Annotated in this window: 17 protein-coding genes; 4 read left to right on the top strand and 13 right to left on the bottom strand. The window is 55.5% G+C overall.

Translation table 11 applies throughout. From position 1 onward, the window contains the following. Positions 1–118: 118 nt before the first annotated feature. From ACYQ54_RS25540 to ACYQ54_RS25515, 6 genes are all read right to left on the bottom strand, one after another. Complete coding sequence (locus tag ACYQ54_RS25540) at positions 119–1,003, bottom strand: fumarylacetoacetate hydrolase family protein (RefSeq protein ID WP_460087494.1); 885 nt, start codon at positions 1,001–1,003, stop codon at positions 119–121. Positions 1,004–1,057: 54 nt separating this feature from the next. Next, on the bottom strand, positions 1,058–2,071 hold the full coding sequence (locus ACYQ54_RS25535) for an ABC transporter substrate-binding protein (RefSeq protein ID WP_460087492.1): 1,014 nt from the start codon (positions 2,069–2,071) through the stop codon (positions 1,058–1,060). 114 nt (positions 2,072–2,185) lie between these two features. Further along, positions 2,186–2,977, bottom strand: coding sequence for an ABC transporter permease (locus tag ACYQ54_RS25530; protein WP_460087491.1), 792 nt, complete (start codon positions 2,975–2,977; stop codon positions 2,186–2,188). A 5-nt stretch (positions 2,978–2,982) separates the two neighbouring features. Further along, positions 2,983–3,822 carry an ABC transporter ATP-binding protein gene (locus tag ACYQ54_RS25525; RefSeq protein ID WP_460087488.1) on the bottom strand — a complete coding sequence of 280 codons (840 nt, stop codon included), beginning with the start codon at positions 3,820–3,822 and terminating at the stop codon, positions 2,983–2,985. After that, positions 3,819–4,616, bottom strand: a complete 798-nt coding sequence (locus ACYQ54_RS25520) for a fumarylacetoacetate hydrolase family protein (protein ID WP_460087487.1) — start codon at positions 4,614–4,616, stop codon at positions 3,819–3,821. Before ACYQ54_RS25520 ends, ACYQ54_RS25525 begins: the two co-directional genes overlap by 4 nt. A gap of 60 nt (positions 4,617–4,676) precedes the next feature. Further along, complete coding sequence (locus tag ACYQ54_RS25515; protein WP_460087484.1) at positions 4,677–5,069, bottom strand: RidA family protein; 393 nt, start codon at positions 5,067–5,069, stop codon at positions 4,677–4,679. 236 nt (positions 5,070–5,305) lie between these two features. On the opposite strand from ACYQ54_RS25515, the gene ACYQ54_RS25510 reads away from it, so the two are divergent. Next, positions 5,306–6,034 (top strand): FadR/GntR family transcriptional regulator, encoded by a 729-nt coding sequence (locus ACYQ54_RS25510; protein ID WP_460087483.1) that lies wholly within the window; start codon positions 5,306–5,308, stop codon positions 6,032–6,034. A gap of 49 nt (positions 6,035–6,083) precedes the next feature. Here ACYQ54_RS25510 and ACYQ54_RS25505 read toward each other — a convergent pair whose 3' ends face one another. Beyond that, positions 6,084–7,013, bottom strand: a complete 930-nt coding sequence (locus tag ACYQ54_RS25505; protein ID WP_460087481.1) for a LysR family transcriptional regulator — start codon at positions 7,011–7,013, stop codon at positions 6,084–6,086. An 85-nt stretch (positions 7,014–7,098) separates the two neighbouring features. Between ACYQ54_RS25505 and ACYQ54_RS25500 the strand changes: the two genes are divergently transcribed. Continuing rightward, positions 7,099–8,013, top strand: a complete 915-nt coding sequence (locus tag ACYQ54_RS25500; protein WP_460087478.1) for a PhzF family phenazine biosynthesis protein — start codon at positions 7,099–7,101, stop codon at positions 8,011–8,013. Between the two features lie 108 nt (positions 8,014–8,121). Here ACYQ54_RS25500 and ACYQ54_RS25495 read toward each other — a convergent pair whose 3' ends face one another. The 3 genes from ACYQ54_RS25495 to ACYQ54_RS25485 all read right to left on the bottom strand — a co-directional run bounded on the left by ACYQ54_RS25495 (position 8,122) and on the right by ACYQ54_RS25485 (position 11,030). Then, positions 8,122–9,300, bottom strand: a complete 1,179-nt coding sequence (locus ACYQ54_RS25495; protein WP_460087477.1) for a PAS domain-containing protein — start codon at positions 9,298–9,300, stop codon at positions 8,122–8,124. Between the two features lie 157 nt (positions 9,301–9,457). Next, on the bottom strand, positions 9,458–9,913 hold the full coding sequence (locus tag ACYQ54_RS25490) for an N-acetyltransferase family protein (RefSeq protein ID WP_460087476.1): 456 nt from the start codon (positions 9,911–9,913) through the stop codon (positions 9,458–9,460). A 739-nt stretch (positions 9,914–10,652) separates the two neighbouring features. Next, positions 10,653–11,030: an ArsR/SmtB family transcription factor gene (locus tag ACYQ54_RS25485; RefSeq protein WP_460087473.1), complete on the bottom strand. Its 378-nt coding sequence runs from the start codon at positions 11,028–11,030 to the stop codon at positions 10,653–10,655. A gap of 50 nt (positions 11,031–11,080) precedes the next feature. Here ACYQ54_RS25485 and ACYQ54_RS25480 point away from each other — a divergent pair, with 50 nt between their 5' ends. Next, complete coding sequence (locus ACYQ54_RS25480) at positions 11,081–11,527, top strand: SRPBCC family protein (protein WP_460087472.1); 447 nt, start codon at positions 11,081–11,083, stop codon at positions 11,525–11,527. Positions 11,528–11,554: 27 nt separating this feature from the next. Then, entirely contained in the window at positions 11,555–11,887 is a 333-nt protein-coding gene (locus ACYQ54_RS25475; protein WP_460087470.1) for a VOC family protein, read from the top strand. Positions 11,888–12,018: 131 nt separating this feature from the next. Here ACYQ54_RS25475 and ACYQ54_RS25470 read toward each other — a convergent pair whose 3' ends face one another. The 3 genes from ACYQ54_RS25470 to ACYQ54_RS25460 form a co-directional block, all read right to left on the bottom strand. Beyond that, positions 12,019–12,438, bottom strand: a complete 420-nt coding sequence (locus tag ACYQ54_RS25470; RefSeq protein ID WP_460087469.1) for a MarR family winged helix-turn-helix transcriptional regulator — start codon at positions 12,436–12,438, stop codon at positions 12,019–12,021. Positions 12,439–12,519: 81 nt separating this feature from the next. Next, positions 12,520–13,002 carry a nucleoside deaminase gene (locus ACYQ54_RS25465; RefSeq protein ID WP_460087466.1) on the bottom strand — a complete coding sequence of 161 codons (483 nt, stop codon included), beginning with the start codon at positions 13,000–13,002 and terminating at the stop codon, positions 12,520–12,522. Next, entirely contained in the window at positions 13,002–13,373 is a 372-nt protein-coding gene (locus ACYQ54_RS25460) for a DMT family transporter (protein ID WP_460087465.1), read from the bottom strand. Before ACYQ54_RS25460 ends, ACYQ54_RS25465 begins: the two co-directional genes overlap by 1 nt. Positions 13,374–13,410 lie beyond the last annotated feature (37 nt).

The following is a 13,410-nucleotide window of genomic DNA, read 5'->3' as shown; positions in this document are numbered from 1 at the left end:
GTTCGGTGCTCATTGAGGCGTTCCCGTTAAGTGCGTACTTGCCGTTACTCTAGCTTCCGACAAGAACCGGTTTCTTGTCATATCTCAATTTATTCAGATACTTAGAAACGTCAGAAGATCAAATTATCGGCGTTTCCAAGACACCCATCTGCCGGGAACAGATCCTGACATTGTCGCCTGGCTGGAGAAATTTGGGTGGTTTAAACCCGATCCCCGGACCAAGTGGTGAGCCGGTTGAGAAAATATCACCGGGCAACAACGTGATACCCCTGGAGAAATACTCGATCAGGTCCTGGGGTTTGAACAAGAGGTCGGCTGGATTGCCATGCTGACGTTTCTCGTCGTTGACATAGCATTCAAAGGCAAGCTGGTTGAGGTCGTAGATTTCATCCGCCGTGACAATCACCGAGCCCATAGGCATGTACCCGTCAAAGGACTTGCCAACGACCCATTGGTCATGACCTTTTTGCCAGTCTCTTGCTGTCAGGTCGTTGACCAGGAAGTATCCGAATATCGCGTCGCGGGCTTTCTCGCCGGACAGATGACGCCCACCACTCTTCAACACAAAAGCCAGTTCGGCTTCGTAATCCATTTCTTCTGTAACGTCTGGCTGCGCTTCGACGCTATCACCGGAACTGACCACGCATTCGGCAAGCTTGAAAAACGCAACAGGCTTGTCCGGTACTTCCTGAGCATCCGTTTTGTCGTAGCCGCTCTTGGAGTATTCGATCGCGTGATCTCTATAGGTTTTACCCGCACAAAAGATCGTTCGGCGAGGTCGGGGAATAGCCGCATGCGGTGTCAGGTCAGAAAGTGGCCCGACCGACTGATCTGTCGTGAGCAGTCCTAGTGTCCGTTTGACTGCGTCCAGGGTATGTGGTCCAGCGTCGATCAGGTCCAGCAGATGGCCATCGAAACCACACACATCGAGAGGGTAGACAAGTCCGTCTCGAAGGACGCCAAGACGAGGCATGTCCAGCCACTTGTAGCTTACAAACTGCATTGGAGTATCCCGTTGGGTTTGTGAAGCCGGGCGCGGGACCGCACCCGGCCGATATCAAAGGAACCGAGGGTCGAAAATGTCCGGCACCGTGAAGTTCTCGGTGAGAAAGCCATTTTCCCGCAGAACTTTGGTAGTCGAGTCCAGTTCTTCCTCACGCACCATGCCATCGACAGAAACCGCTCCCTTCACGCGGTCGCAGGCCGCCACGAGCACGTCGCGATCGATCTGCCCGAAGACATGGCTGACTGCATTGGCGACCTCTTCAGACGATTTTTCGACAATGAACTTCGAGGCGCTGTGCAGGGCCTTGACGACTTTGCCGACGGTTTCCGGGTGCTGATCAATAAACTGTGGCGTGACCCAAAGGCCTTCCATCAAGAAGTATGGAATGTTTGGATCTTCTCCCCGCGCATTGTCGATGAGCGTTATGCCATTACCGCGGGCGACAACCCGGTCACCGATTGGCACGGAAATATACATGGCGTCGATGTTGTCATTCTCGAGCGCGGCCGCCAGTGCACTGGCCCCACCGACACCGATGACTTGTGCGTCCGTGTCCGGATTCATTCCCGCATTGATGAGGTTCGAACGAGCAGTCTGCCAGGTCAGCGACCCTGGACGCGTGACGCCGATGCGCATGTTGCGCAGGGCAGCAACCTTGGCATCGAAGGGTGAGGATTCGCTCACACCCGCGGCTTCCGCGGCTCGCTTGCTCATCGTGACATTGATTATGGAGCGGTTCAAAAGGTTGAGGACACAAACAAGTTTCTGCCCCCTTTGAACGGCAGGCAGCACCTGCGCACCATCGTTGGTGGTGAAGTCGGCGCGTCCTGCCAGAACCAGCTGGACATCCGGGCCACCGCCACGTGTGTCGATGAAATGTGCGTTGAGGTCGTTCGTTTCGAAAAAGCCCTGACTGTCAGCGACATAATTCTGGATGAAGGCCAGCGCCGTGACAGCCTGGGTGATGGTGACCGGTTCAGCTGCGAATACGGAGCGGGTACCTGTTATTGACGCAAGAGCGGTTGCCGCTGCGCCAACTTTAAGAATTGATCTTCTGGTATGCATGTCAGTCCTCCTTCTTCAGGTGATATTTCAAAATCAGCTTGCAGTTTTCCTGTTCACCAAGGGAGCATGTCTTGGTGTTGCTTGTTTTTTTGCTTTTTATAACTTGTGGCGGGACTAGATTTCCGCGCCCAGGGTCTTCTGCCGTGGCCGCCAGGCGAGAAGGTGACGTTCCATATGGTCCAGTCCCCAATTCATCACCATGACGATCGTCATGAGAACGATCAGCCCGGCCATCGTTCCTGTTGTATTGTAGAGACTTGTTTCCACCTGGATTTTCCAGCCCAGGCCAGCGCTTGATGCCACGAATTCACCGATGATCGCGCCGATCAGCGCATATGGTATCGACAGCTTGATCCCGAGAAAGATGTAAGGCATGGCGGCCGGAAGGATGACCTTCCTGAACATCACCCGGTCATTGGCTCCCATCACGCGGGCCAGATCCAGATAGTGGCTCTCCACGCTCCTGACGCCTGAATAGGTATTGTAGAAGATCACGAAAAAAACCAGCGTGAACACCAGAACTATCTTCGGCATGAGACCGATACCGAACCAGACAACAAACAACGGCGCGAGAGCAACTCGCGGAATGCCGTTGATAGCAACCAGGAACGGATCCAGCACGCGCGCCCAGAACTCGGCACGACCGAGGATCAAGCCTGTAAAGAACCCCGTAATCCCACCGGCTGTAAAACCAATGAAGGTGGCGGCCATGGTGAACTTGAAGTGATGCCAAAAGTCACCCTGGAAGACCCAATCGGTGATGTAATGCGCGATATCGGTTGGCCGGGACACCCAGAACGGATCTATCAAGGTACCGGAGGCGAACTGCCAGAACGACAGGAGGCCGAAGCAAAGCAGAAGCTGGCAGGAAATCACCTTCTGTTTGACAGAGAAATTCCATTGCATCGGGTCTACCCCCCTCTTTTCGAAGCGACGGTAATCTTGATCTCCTCCGCCAATTCGTCCCCCAATCGGGTCAAAAGTTCGCGATAACTACTTTCCTCGTGGATGTGCGAAATGTCGCGCGGGCGCGGAATATCGACGTCGAGCAAACATTTTGCCCGTCCAGGCCGCGCGCTCATCACCATCACCCGATCCCCGAGAGCGATGGCTTCGGGAAGGTCGTGCGTAATGAAGATCACCGTCTTCTTCTCTTCTCGCCAAAGTTCGAGAAGTTGCATTTGCAACAGCAGTCGAGTCTGGGCGTCGAGTGGTCCGAACGGCTCGTCCATGATCAGCAGGCTGGGTGAAAAAGACAGAGCACGGACGATGTTGCCTCGCTGTCTCATGCCGCCAGACAGCTCGTAGGGATATTTGTCCTCAAAACCGTCCAGTTGAACCTTGGCCAGATATTCCTCGGCGATCGCCTTCCGTTTCCGGGCTGGTATCCCACGGATTTCCAAGGGAAACATCACGTTCTGAATGAGCGTTCGCCAGGGATACAGATTGTCGTTCTGCATCACGTAGCCGATTTCGCGCTGCGCTTCGGCAACAGGGCGCCCACGAAGCAGGATTTCTCCTTCGGACGGCCTCTCAAGTCCGGCCAGCATGTTCAGGAGCGTCGACTTTCCGCAGCCGCTCGGGCCAACAATCGTCAGGAATTCGCCATCCCGGACCTGCAGGTTCAGGTTGGACACCGCAAGCACGGCCCCACCACGTGTCTCATAGGATTTGCTCAGGTTGCGGAATTCCAGAAGGATCTCTTCTGTATCGGGTTGCTGCATACTGTCCATCGATAGTACCAGGCTCATGAGACGACCCTCTGCTCTTGAGCGCCGAGGCCCTCGATCTCGAGCCGCATGATATCACCAGGCGCGAGCCACCGTGGATCGGGTTTTTGCCCCATGCCCACACCGGGAGGCGTCCCAGTGCTAAGGATGTCGCCTGGCTCAAGTGTCATGTAGCTGCTTACATGGGCGATGAGTTCGGCAAGGCCAAATATCATCGACGATGTATTGCCGCACTGCATCTCCTTGCCATTCACTGACAGTTTGAGACTGAGGGCTTGAGGATCGTTAATCTCGTCCGCTGTGACGAGCCACGGCCCCACCGGACAAAACGTGTCTGCGCTCTTTCCCTTGAACCACTGGCCACCGTGATTGAACTGAAAGTCTCTGTCTGAAACGTCGTTCAGAATTGTGTATCCGGCAACAAAGGACAAGGCTTCGTCAGACGACACAGAACGTGCGGTCCGGCCGATGACGGCGGCAAGTTCAATTTCCCAGTCGAGCTGCGTCGATCCGGCGGGCTGAACGACCGGATCATTGGGACCACTCAGCGAAGAGGTTGCCTTCATGAACAGCGCAGGCTGTTCCGGGATCGGCAGGCCAGCTTCCAGGCAGTGGTCCCGATAGTTCATGCCCGCGCAAACAATCTTACCGATGCGCGCTACGGGCACACCCAGCCGGATGCCGTTGTTCACTTCAGGAAGACTTGAGGGGTCAACACCCCGCAACGTCGTGATCCCACCGGATGCCAACCAGGCTCCGTCGATATCGTCAATCACGCCTGAAAGGTCGAGTATTCTACCGTTGACGGAGATCATCGCGGGCCGTTCCAGGCCCGGGTCTCCTATTCTGCAAAGTTTCATTGCGGCCCCCAGCGACTAGGCGAGTGCGATTGCTTCGATCTCGATATCAAACTCCCACGGCCAGGCGCCGACAGTAGCAAAGGTCCTCGCCGGCTGATTATCCGGAAAGTACTCCGCATAAATCGCATTGATTTCATTGAAGTAAGCGCAGTTGACCGCGTAAATCGTGGTCTTGCATACCTTGCTCAGAGACGAACCGGCCGCCTCCAAAGTCGCCTTGACATTCTCAAGGCACTGACGGGTCTGGGTCTCGATGTCACCACGTACAAGCTCGCCGGTTTGCCAGTTGACCGGCGGCAGGCCGGACACGAAGACAAATCCGTTCGCTTTGGTCGCGGCATTGAGCGGGATTTTCCGCTTTGCAATTGCTTCGGTCAGTTTTCCGACAGTGATGATTTCCACGCTCATTTTCCCCTCGCGGTGTTAGAATTGATCCTTTTAGAGTACCAACAATCCGCAACCTTACAAGCACCTTTTTATTTTTAATATCTTTTTGAGTTCTTTTTGATCTTGGAAATTTTGTGCGTAACTGGCTAACTATCAGAAAAATAAGGAGATGGTGAATTCGAGCGAGCTTGCTAAATATAACCCTTTTGCCTATAATGATCCTCAAAAGGATATCATTAAGTGAATAATATTGAGCCATGAAGCCAGTTGAAGCAGAGCAGAATATACGCGAGCGCGCCCGGTCCGTAGCCGATGCGTTGCGCAGCTTTATCGAAACCGGTCTTAGCGACGGAACATTGAGCGTCGGAGACCGGCTCCCGACCGAAAAGGAAATGATGGAGCAATTCGGAGGTGGCCGGACCATCATCCGCAAGACGCTGACTGCACTTGAGGCGGAGGGAAAGGTTATCCGCCGCGTTGGCAGTGGTACGTTTGTTGCCGATTCAAGCGAGTTGGACCAGCAAGCGCAGGATCACGACGATTTTTTCGAGCAGATTGCGCGCAATTCCGGGCCGCAGGAAGTTATGGAGTTGCGGCTGACGATTGAACCCGACGTTGCCGCTATGGCAGCAACGCGCGGCAGCGCGAAGGAAGTTGGCAACGTTCGGGACGCCTATCAGCAATCGCTGAAGGCGATCTCCATCGCTGAATTCGAACAGGCCGACGACAAGTTTCATCGGGCTATTGCAATAGCTGCGAGAAACTATCTGTTCTGCAAGGTCTATGACATCGTCAGCGCAGTGCGCAACGAAACCGAATGGGGGGTCATGAAGAAGAACACCCTCCGGCCCGAATTGCGCCAGGTCCACAGTGACGAGCACGGAAAAATACTGGAGTGCATCGAAAATCGGGATGCTTCAGGCGCTCGACAAGCCATGGAAGAGCATCTTGTGAACGTCAACAAGATGCTGTTTGCCTCTCATTAAAAAGGCGCTAGGGCGCTCATAAGGTCAGTTCCCATTGTCCAAGAGGCGTTCAGACCCGGGCAAGCAGATTTCTGTGCTGGTCGCGCGCGGTCTCGATTTCACTGCCGATCCAGGCTCGCAGGTCGCGGTAACCCTCCGTGCCCGCATAGGCGGCCGTCGTGACAAGCCAGTATTTTGCTTTCGAGGCGACAGGCGGCCCGACGACTTCCAGAAATCCTGCCTCGATGTCGTTTTCGATCAGCAGCGTCCGACCGAGCGCGATGCCCATACCGCTGATGGCAGCCTGGATCGCAAGATCCGCCCGGGCGAAGGAGCTCACGGGCTTTGCAGGCGGCTCTGCCCAGTTCCGGCCCTTGAAATAATCGCTCCAGCTGAAGCCGGTCCCGTCCGATGTGCCGGACTTGTCGGCAAGCAGAGCGGACTGCTCCCCACCGGGAACCATCGGTCCTTCCAGGAGGCCGGGCCGAGCGACGGGCACCAGTTGCGCCGTCAGGAGCGCTTCGGCATGCAAACCGGGATAGGGGCCGGCACCGTAGCGGATCGCGGCCTGCGCTTCGCCCGCATGAAGATCAATGAGCCTGTCTTCCACATCTACCACGAGATCAAGGCCGGCAGATTGCGCCCGCTGGAGAGCCGGAACGATCCATTTCATGGCGACCGAGGACGACACGGACAAGCGGATGGTCCTGGACGTTTTTACGTCCGTTATCCGGGACAAGGCACTGCCCAGGATCTCCTGGCAACGTTGCGCGGCGTCGCAGACGATCCGCCCAGCTTCCGTGGGCACAATACGCCGGGTTGTCCGTTCGAAAAGCCGGATGCCAAGCGCGGCTTCCAGAGACTTGATGCGATGACTGACAGCTGATTGCTCCAGCCCAATCGCAAGAGCAGCCCGAGAGAAATTGCCTTCCTCCGCGATCGCGTGCAGCAACGATGCATTCAGCAACAACCGGTTTTGCAGCTCGTCCCGCTCATTCATGAAACTGACTCATGTATTAAGGCATTGAAAGAGTAATAAGTCGTCATCATTCTTGTGTCCAGTTAATGACGGAAAGGATGTTGAGATGAATGAAGCCAAAGAAATTGTCGCTCGTATCGTGAACGGGTTCGTTACCCGCCGCAACGGCTCGGAAGCCTTTGGCGGCAACCCGGCGGGTGTCGTCCTTGACGCTGACAGCCTGTCGGAAGCAGACATGCTGTCCGTAGCAGGCAAGATCGGGCTGTCAGAAACCGCATTCGTGTCCAAATCGGCGACGGAAGGGTTCAAGTTGGACTTCTTCACGCCGAACCGGCGGATCGCCCATTGCGGCCATGCGACAATCGCAACCTTCAGCTACATGGCGGAACTCGGCCGGGTACGGGAGGGTGTTACCTCGAAGGAAACCGTCGACGGCCCACGCAAGATCGTCATCAAGAACGGTGCGGCCTACATGGAGCAGCTCGCCCCGACATATGAACGGAGCGCGGAGTGGGCAGACCGCGGCGTCAGCGAAGCCGACGTCCTGGCGTCGCTCGGGCTGGACGAAGAGCAACTGGATGATCGCCTGCGTCCGGTTCTCGTGAATACAGGCAACAGTTTCATCGTGATTGCTGTCCGCGATGCCGATGTCCTGAAACGGATTGCCCCGGACCAGTCGAAGATCAACGACATCAGCAACAAGCTGGACCTGATCGGCTACTATGTCTTCACGACCGACCGCAGCGCCACGCAAGCCGACGCCACCACCCGCATGTTCGCACCGCGCTATGCGATTGAAGAGGAATCCGCCACAGGGATGGCTGCAGGCCCGCTTGCCTGCGTGCTCCATGACCTGCTGAACGAGAAAAAGTCTCGGCTCGTGATTGAACAGGGGCACTTCATGACCCCCGCTTCGCCGAGTGTCATTACCGTCGATCTTCATCTCGTGGACGGTAAAATCACCGGTCTGATGGCAGGTGGTTATGGATCTGTCATGGAGGAAATGACTGTCACGATCTGACGGCAAATGGCCGGTATGGTGCGGTTCGATGAAGAGCGAACCAGTGAAATGCCTTGCACAAGAGAGACCTGCGTGAGCAGGTCTCAAAGGCGACCTTCGACGGGCGGTTCAGTTGAAACTCATGTCAAGCAGACGCGTGAAGAAGTTTTGCGCCTTCTCATTGCCAGGTTTGTCTTTTTCCAGCCGAACCGGCAGAAACTCGAGCACCACTTGCCGGGAGGACTGCTTGCCAATGAAACATGTGCGGATGCGGTAGTGGCGCTTGAGGCCGATATGGCTTTGAACCTGCCACACGCGTCCGGCATCCCAGCCGACCTTGTCGAGAACAAGTGTCAGGTCGCGCACGTCGTTGGCACTCATGAGCGTGTCGGAAAGGCGTTCGGTTCCAATCTGCCTGGCGGACAGGCCAAGTTCGCCGCGGCCGGCCTTGTTGGCGTATTTGATCCGGCGAGAATCCAGATCCGCAACCAGAATTGGCGTAGGCACCGCATCCAGAACTTCGGAGGCGGAGATTTCCATTGAATGGGTGGCAAGTTCGCCGGCAAAGATGATGCCGCCGTTTGGATTGTCCAGCACCATCGGGTGGAGATCGTAGAGAACCTCGACAGGCTCTCCCTCGGAACGAGGCAATTTAAGCGTTCCCTTGGACGCAAAGTTGCTCCTCAAGATCTCGGCAAATGCCGAGGCGAGCTTCTTGCCTATGTAGTTGGGGATCGTTCTCGCATCCCGTCCAACGATCTGTTTGGCGTTATTGATGCCGAACAGTTTCAGGAACTGGCGATTGGCGGACCGCACCACCCCCTTGTTGTCGGTAATCAGGACTGCACTGGCGTTGGAAATGAAGACGTTGGACAGGTTCTGCAGAATGTCTGGCAAGTCCGCGTTTACGGGCGCTTCCGGCAGGCACTCCTTCATCAGCCCGATGATCAGAAACGCCGGCTTGCCTGAAATTCGAGAGGCTACCAGGTCGTAGGACTTTAAACTGCCATCCGTTTTCATGGTCACGCGGGTCGTCTGAGACAGACCGTGCTCCACCGCGTTGGAAATCACCTGCAAGAAGCGGGTTCTGTCCCGCTGCACGTAGTACTGAAGCGCCCTGTGAATGGACAGTTTTGCCAGACGATACCCTCTGACAGATGTCGGATCCGTTCTTTGCCAGCACAGCTCTTCTGCAACCGGGTCATAGGCCCAGTAGGAAACCCCCATAGCAGACAGGATCGCGCTCGTCTCCGGATTGGGTACCAGCTGACGCATGGAACGAATGAGGATGTTGACTTCTGTAGACATGCCGCGACTTCATGATTAGCGCCAACTTGCACCAGATCATTGAGCAATCTAAAGCTGAAGAAAGCCTGAATCCGCATTTCAGAAGTCGGCCTATTTAGTCGAAAATGTCGAACAAAAGTCTGGAATCACCTCGATTTGCCCGGGCCAATCAGGCCGATCAGACCAAGTCTTGCGATTTTGCTCCCAGCTCGAGAACAAAACGGGTCTTCGATAAACAATTGGCGCCGTTTCTTCTGTAAAATGCCGTCGCTTGCCTGTTCCAGTCAGGCGTCTGCCATTCAAGTCGAACACATCCGGCCAATTGCGCCGCTTCACGCACCTTGCAGAACAGCGCCTGGCCGACGCCATTGTCCCGATATTCCGCCGATACGAAGAGGCAATCGAGATGACCGTATCGCGCTCCGGACCAGAGCGAATAATCCGTCGTCAGCGCGGCATATCCTGCAATTTGATCAATCTCGGCAACAAAGATCCGAACCGGTGGAACCTCGACCTCAAGGATTCGATCCAACACGTTTTGTTCGATGGTGGCTGCCCCGCCCTCGTACCGTGCATGGTCCCGGATCAGCCGAAGCAGTTGCGGTAAATCCTCCGGCCGCGCGATCCGGACCATTATCGCTCGGCTCGCAGCATGCGCACGGCAATGTTGTGAAGGCATTTGGCAACGCAATCATCTTTTGAAGCTGGGGGCATTTAAGATTCCGCGTTCAATATCGACCCGCAGATGTGGCGGAAACTCCGTCTGGGAAGCAATCGGGTTCCAGGACTTAATGCGTAAAAATCATGCCAAGATTCCCGGTCGCCCGAGGCCTATTGGGGTGTCCCCCTTCAAATACTACTTAAGTACTCCCACGAATTGAGAACATTTCCGATCGCGCATAAAAAAGACGACGGTTTCAAGTGATCCCATCGCCAAAAAATAATTACGCCTTGGAGCTGCTTAGACGATAAAAACGGTGAGCCAAAGATGTCTTTAAACATAAGAATTCTTGAGCCATTGGAACAAAGCAGCGGCACAACGCTCGAGGACTTGCAGGAGAAAGGATATTCACTTTCCAGCTACTGCAAGTCTTGCAACAATCTCCACTCTCTGGAAATTGAATACTGTATTCAAGCGCTCGGAAGAGCGTTTCCGCTTTATCTCATCGATACCAATATCGAATTATTCGGGATTGACCAATGCCATCCCGAAACCAGGATCTGCTGTTTGTCGAGAAGCGCGGAAGACACCTGGGTGTAAGGCGCGCGCCCGGTTGCGGATGATAGCCCCGCCGGAGGGAGATCACGCCTGCATGAGAATGCTTGTCGCAAGCGCTCAGCTTCAAACGACACTTACGCAACGCAACGCATCGTCAGAAATTTGAGGTGTCGTCGCTTTCAGCTTCCGCGGGCGTTTGAAGATCCTCATTCTGTTCAACGCTCTTCTTGAGAGCCCCCAGCATGTTGGCTGCATAGGCGGCATAGGGACCGATCCATCGCTCGTGAACTGCATGAATTGGCAGGGCATCCAGATGGTTCCAACGTTCTCGTCCACGTCTTTCGACCACTACCAGCCCAGCTGTTTCCAGAACCTTCAGATGCTGCATGACGGTGCAGCGGTCCATCTGTGGCAACGCTTCGCAAAGCTGACCCGTGGTTTTCGGACCGTTCTTCAAAAGGTCCAGCATGCACCTGCGGGTCCTGTGGCCAAGCGCCTTGAACAGCGCATCATCCTGATCTTCTGTTGACATGTTATAATTCTATAACATAATAGCGTCGAAGAGCAAGAAGGACCGGTGCAGTGGAACTGAAATTCACAGTTGGCGGGCGGATATCCAAACCGGTCGCAGAGGTGTTTGAAGCAGTCGTCGAGCCGGATCAGCTCTCCGAATTTTTCACGACCGGCGGGGCTCGAGGCCGCATTGAACCAGGCACCGAGGTCACCTGGGACTTTCATGACTTTCCCGGCGCCTTTCCTGTTCTGGTGCAGGATGTGGTGCCGAACGAGAAGGTGGTTCTGCAATGGGAGGCAAGCGATGACGCTCGCACCTGGACCACCGTGACCATCACCTTTCAGGAACTGGAAGACGGGCGCACGTATGTCCGGATCAACGAATACGGCTGGCCGGGAACCGAAACGGGTTTGAAGTCCTGTCTGGGAAACTGCGAAGGCTGGACGGGAATGCTCTGCGCCATGAAGGTCTGGCTGGAACACGGCATCAGGCTGCGCGACGGATTTTACAAATAGGCAACACGCATCGAAAGAGAATTGAAAATGGAACCGGGCAAAAACATCGCGATCAAGGTGCCGCTGTATCGGTGGGACGAAACGGTGGCCTTCTACCGGGACAAACTCGGATTAAAGGTAACACGTGAACTCAAGGACAGCACCGGCTTCTCATTCGGCTCAATGACATTGTGGATCGACCGGGTACCGCATCAAAGCCAGACAGACGTCTGGATAGAAATGTTCGACGACGATCCCGTATCTGCCCTGGCGGCTTTGGGTTCTCCCAAACGCGATGAACTGGAGCCTTTGACCGACGTGACGGGTCACTGGACTTGCGATCCGGCAGGGACAGTCATTTTGCTTCGGAAAGAAGCCTGATTGTCCGGCACTTTCGCCATTGAACGCCCATGTTGAAAGAGACGCTTGCGGGCTCAGGCGATCAGGCTCAGAATTCCGCCCAGGATTTTTGTGCTGGTCGGCTGGGCAACACGCCGAAAGGCAGCAGCCAGTCAGACTGTCTTTCCCGCGTTTCCAGATTGGATCAGGAGCAGTTCCGCGCTCCCATGTTCCTTGAGGGCAGCCTCAAGCGCACTCTCATAATCGGGCTGCGCGGCTTGAAAATGCGCACGTCCCTTGTCGGTGAGAACGGTATAGACGCCGCGTTTGTCGTCAGGACAAAGATCACGAACCGTGAAACCGCCCCGCTCCAGACGCTCGACCATGCGTGATACGGAACTTTGGTTCAGTTGCAGATGGGTGGCCAGTTCCTGCATACGCAATTCGGAGCTGGGCGATCTGGAAAGGATCTCTAGGGCGCGATAATCCGAAAGGCCGAGGCCATGCCGGTCTTGCAGGACCTTGGCGAGATCAGCTTCGACATTGGCGACCGCGTGGATCAGCTTAAGCCAGGAACCACTGCTGTTGGACATGATCGATAAGACTCTTTGAATGTATCTGCGCTTGTTCAAACATATGTATGCTCATGCAAGCGCAGTAACAAGTGACCGCCTTCAGCTTTGACCTCTGGTACCAAAATCCAAGAATGGACGGAGAGCGTCCGGGACGGACAGTCTGGCCACATGAGGTGTCCTCCAGCTCAGCGGATCCTGGGCAAAAAGCCCATATGCGTCTCGATAGTCGAAACCATGCGTTGCCGCCTCATCACGATCTGCAGCGAAGAAGACCTGCGAAATACCTGCATAAAGCGCGCTCATGTAACACATGGCGCAAGGTTCTCCTGAAGCCAGAAGAATAGCCCCATGCAGGTGTGGTGTTCCGCGTGCGCGGCAAGCGTCGCGGATCGCTTCGACTTCCGCATGCGCGGTCGGGTCGTGTTGATCCCGGACGCGGTTGACCCCGCGCCCGATTATTGTGCCGTCCCGGTCAACGACAAAAGCGGTGAAGGGAATCCCGCCATTGTGGACATGGTCCACGGAGAAGGCGACCGCCGCCTCCATGAGCTGGCTCAAGGACCAGGAATGTTCCGAACACATCAGGCCGTTTCCGAGAGCTTGGCGCTATCAGCCAGCTTCAGCCAGACCACGCCTGCAATAATGACACCCAGCCAGACTGCCTGGATCAACGTCAGCGGTTGATCGAGCAAGATGCTGCCGAAGACGGCTGCGCCTACGGAGCCGATACCCGCCCACACCGCGTAGCCAATGCCCACATCAATGGTTCTCAGCGCGGCGCTGAGGAAGTAGAGCGTGAGCAGGAAGAATACGGCGGCGGCAAGTGACCAGCTCAGAACGGTGAATGCCTGGCTGCCTCCAACACTGAGCGCATAGCCGATTTCGAAAGCGCTGGCGAGCAACAGCATGCCCCATGCAGTGCCATTGCTTTGGGTCTTCTGGGAATTATCCATGATCTGCGGTTCCTTTTGTTCAGAATGAAATTGAAAG

It is taken from the genome of Roseibium sp. LAB1 (genome assembly GCF_054658235.1).
This window is presented reverse-complemented; position numbering and strand designations above follow the sequence as displayed.

What these genes read in the sequence shown, in the direction of transcription:
- ACYQ54_RS25540 (WP_460087494.1), bottom strand. Translation starts at nt 1,003, where the DNA reads ATGCAGTTTGTAAGCTACAAGTGGCTGGACATGCCTCGTCTTGGCGTC.
- ACYQ54_RS25535 (WP_460087492.1), bottom strand. Translation starts at nt 2,071, where the DNA reads ATGCATACCAGAAGATCAATTCTTAAAGTTGGCGCAGCGGCAACCGCT.
- ACYQ54_RS25530 (WP_460087491.1), bottom strand. Translation starts at nt 2,977, where the DNA reads ATGCAATGGAATTTCTCTGTCAAACAGAAGGTGATTTCCTGCCAGCTT.
- ACYQ54_RS25525 (WP_460087488.1), bottom strand. Translation starts at nt 3,822, where the DNA reads ATGAGCCTGGTACTATCGATGGACAGTATGCAGCAACCCGATACAGAA.
- ACYQ54_RS25520 (WP_460087487.1), bottom strand. Translation starts at nt 4,616, where the DNA reads ATGATCTCCGTCAACGGTAGAATACTCGACCTTTCAGGCGTGATTGAC.
- ACYQ54_RS25515 (WP_460087484.1), bottom strand. Translation starts at nt 5,069, where the DNA reads ATGAGCGTGGAAATCATCACTGTCGGAAAACTGACCGAAGCAATTGCA.
- ACYQ54_RS25510 (WP_460087483.1), top strand. Translation starts at nt 5,306, where the DNA reads ATGAAGCCAGTTGAAGCAGAGCAGAATATACGCGAGCGCGCCCGGTCC.
- ACYQ54_RS25505 (WP_460087481.1), bottom strand. Translation starts at nt 7,013, where the DNA reads ATGAATGAGCGGGACGAGCTGCAAAACCGGTTGTTGCTGAATGCATCG.
- ACYQ54_RS25500 (WP_460087478.1), top strand. Translation starts at nt 7,099, where the DNA reads ATGAATGAAGCCAAAGAAATTGTCGCTCGTATCGTGAACGGGTTCGTT.
- ACYQ54_RS25495 (WP_460087477.1), bottom strand. Translation starts at nt 9,300, where the DNA reads ATGTCTACAGAAGTCAACATCCTCATTCGTTCCATGCGTCAGCTGGTA.
- ACYQ54_RS25490 (WP_460087476.1), bottom strand. Translation starts at nt 9,913, where the DNA reads ATGGTCCGGATCGCGCGGCCGGAGGATTTACCGCAACTGCTTCGGCTG.
- ACYQ54_RS25485 (WP_460087473.1), bottom strand. Translation starts at nt 11,030, where the DNA reads ATGTCAACAGAAGATCAGGATGATGCGCTGTTCAAGGCGCTTGGCCAC.
- ACYQ54_RS25475 (WP_460087470.1), top strand. Translation starts at nt 11,555, where the DNA reads ATGGAACCGGGCAAAAACATCGCGATCAAGGTGCCGCTGTATCGGTGG.
- ACYQ54_RS25470 (WP_460087469.1), bottom strand. Translation starts at nt 12,438, where the DNA reads ATGTCCAACAGCAGTGGTTCCTGGCTTAAGCTGATCCACGCGGTCGCC.
- ACYQ54_RS25465 (WP_460087466.1), bottom strand. Translation starts at nt 13,002, where the DNA reads ATGTGTTCGGAACATTCCTGGTCCTTGAGCCAGCTCATGGAGGCGGCG.
- ACYQ54_RS25460 (WP_460087465.1), bottom strand. Translation starts at nt 13,373, where the DNA reads ATGGATAATTCCCAGAAGACCCAAAGCAATGGCACTGCATGGGGCATG.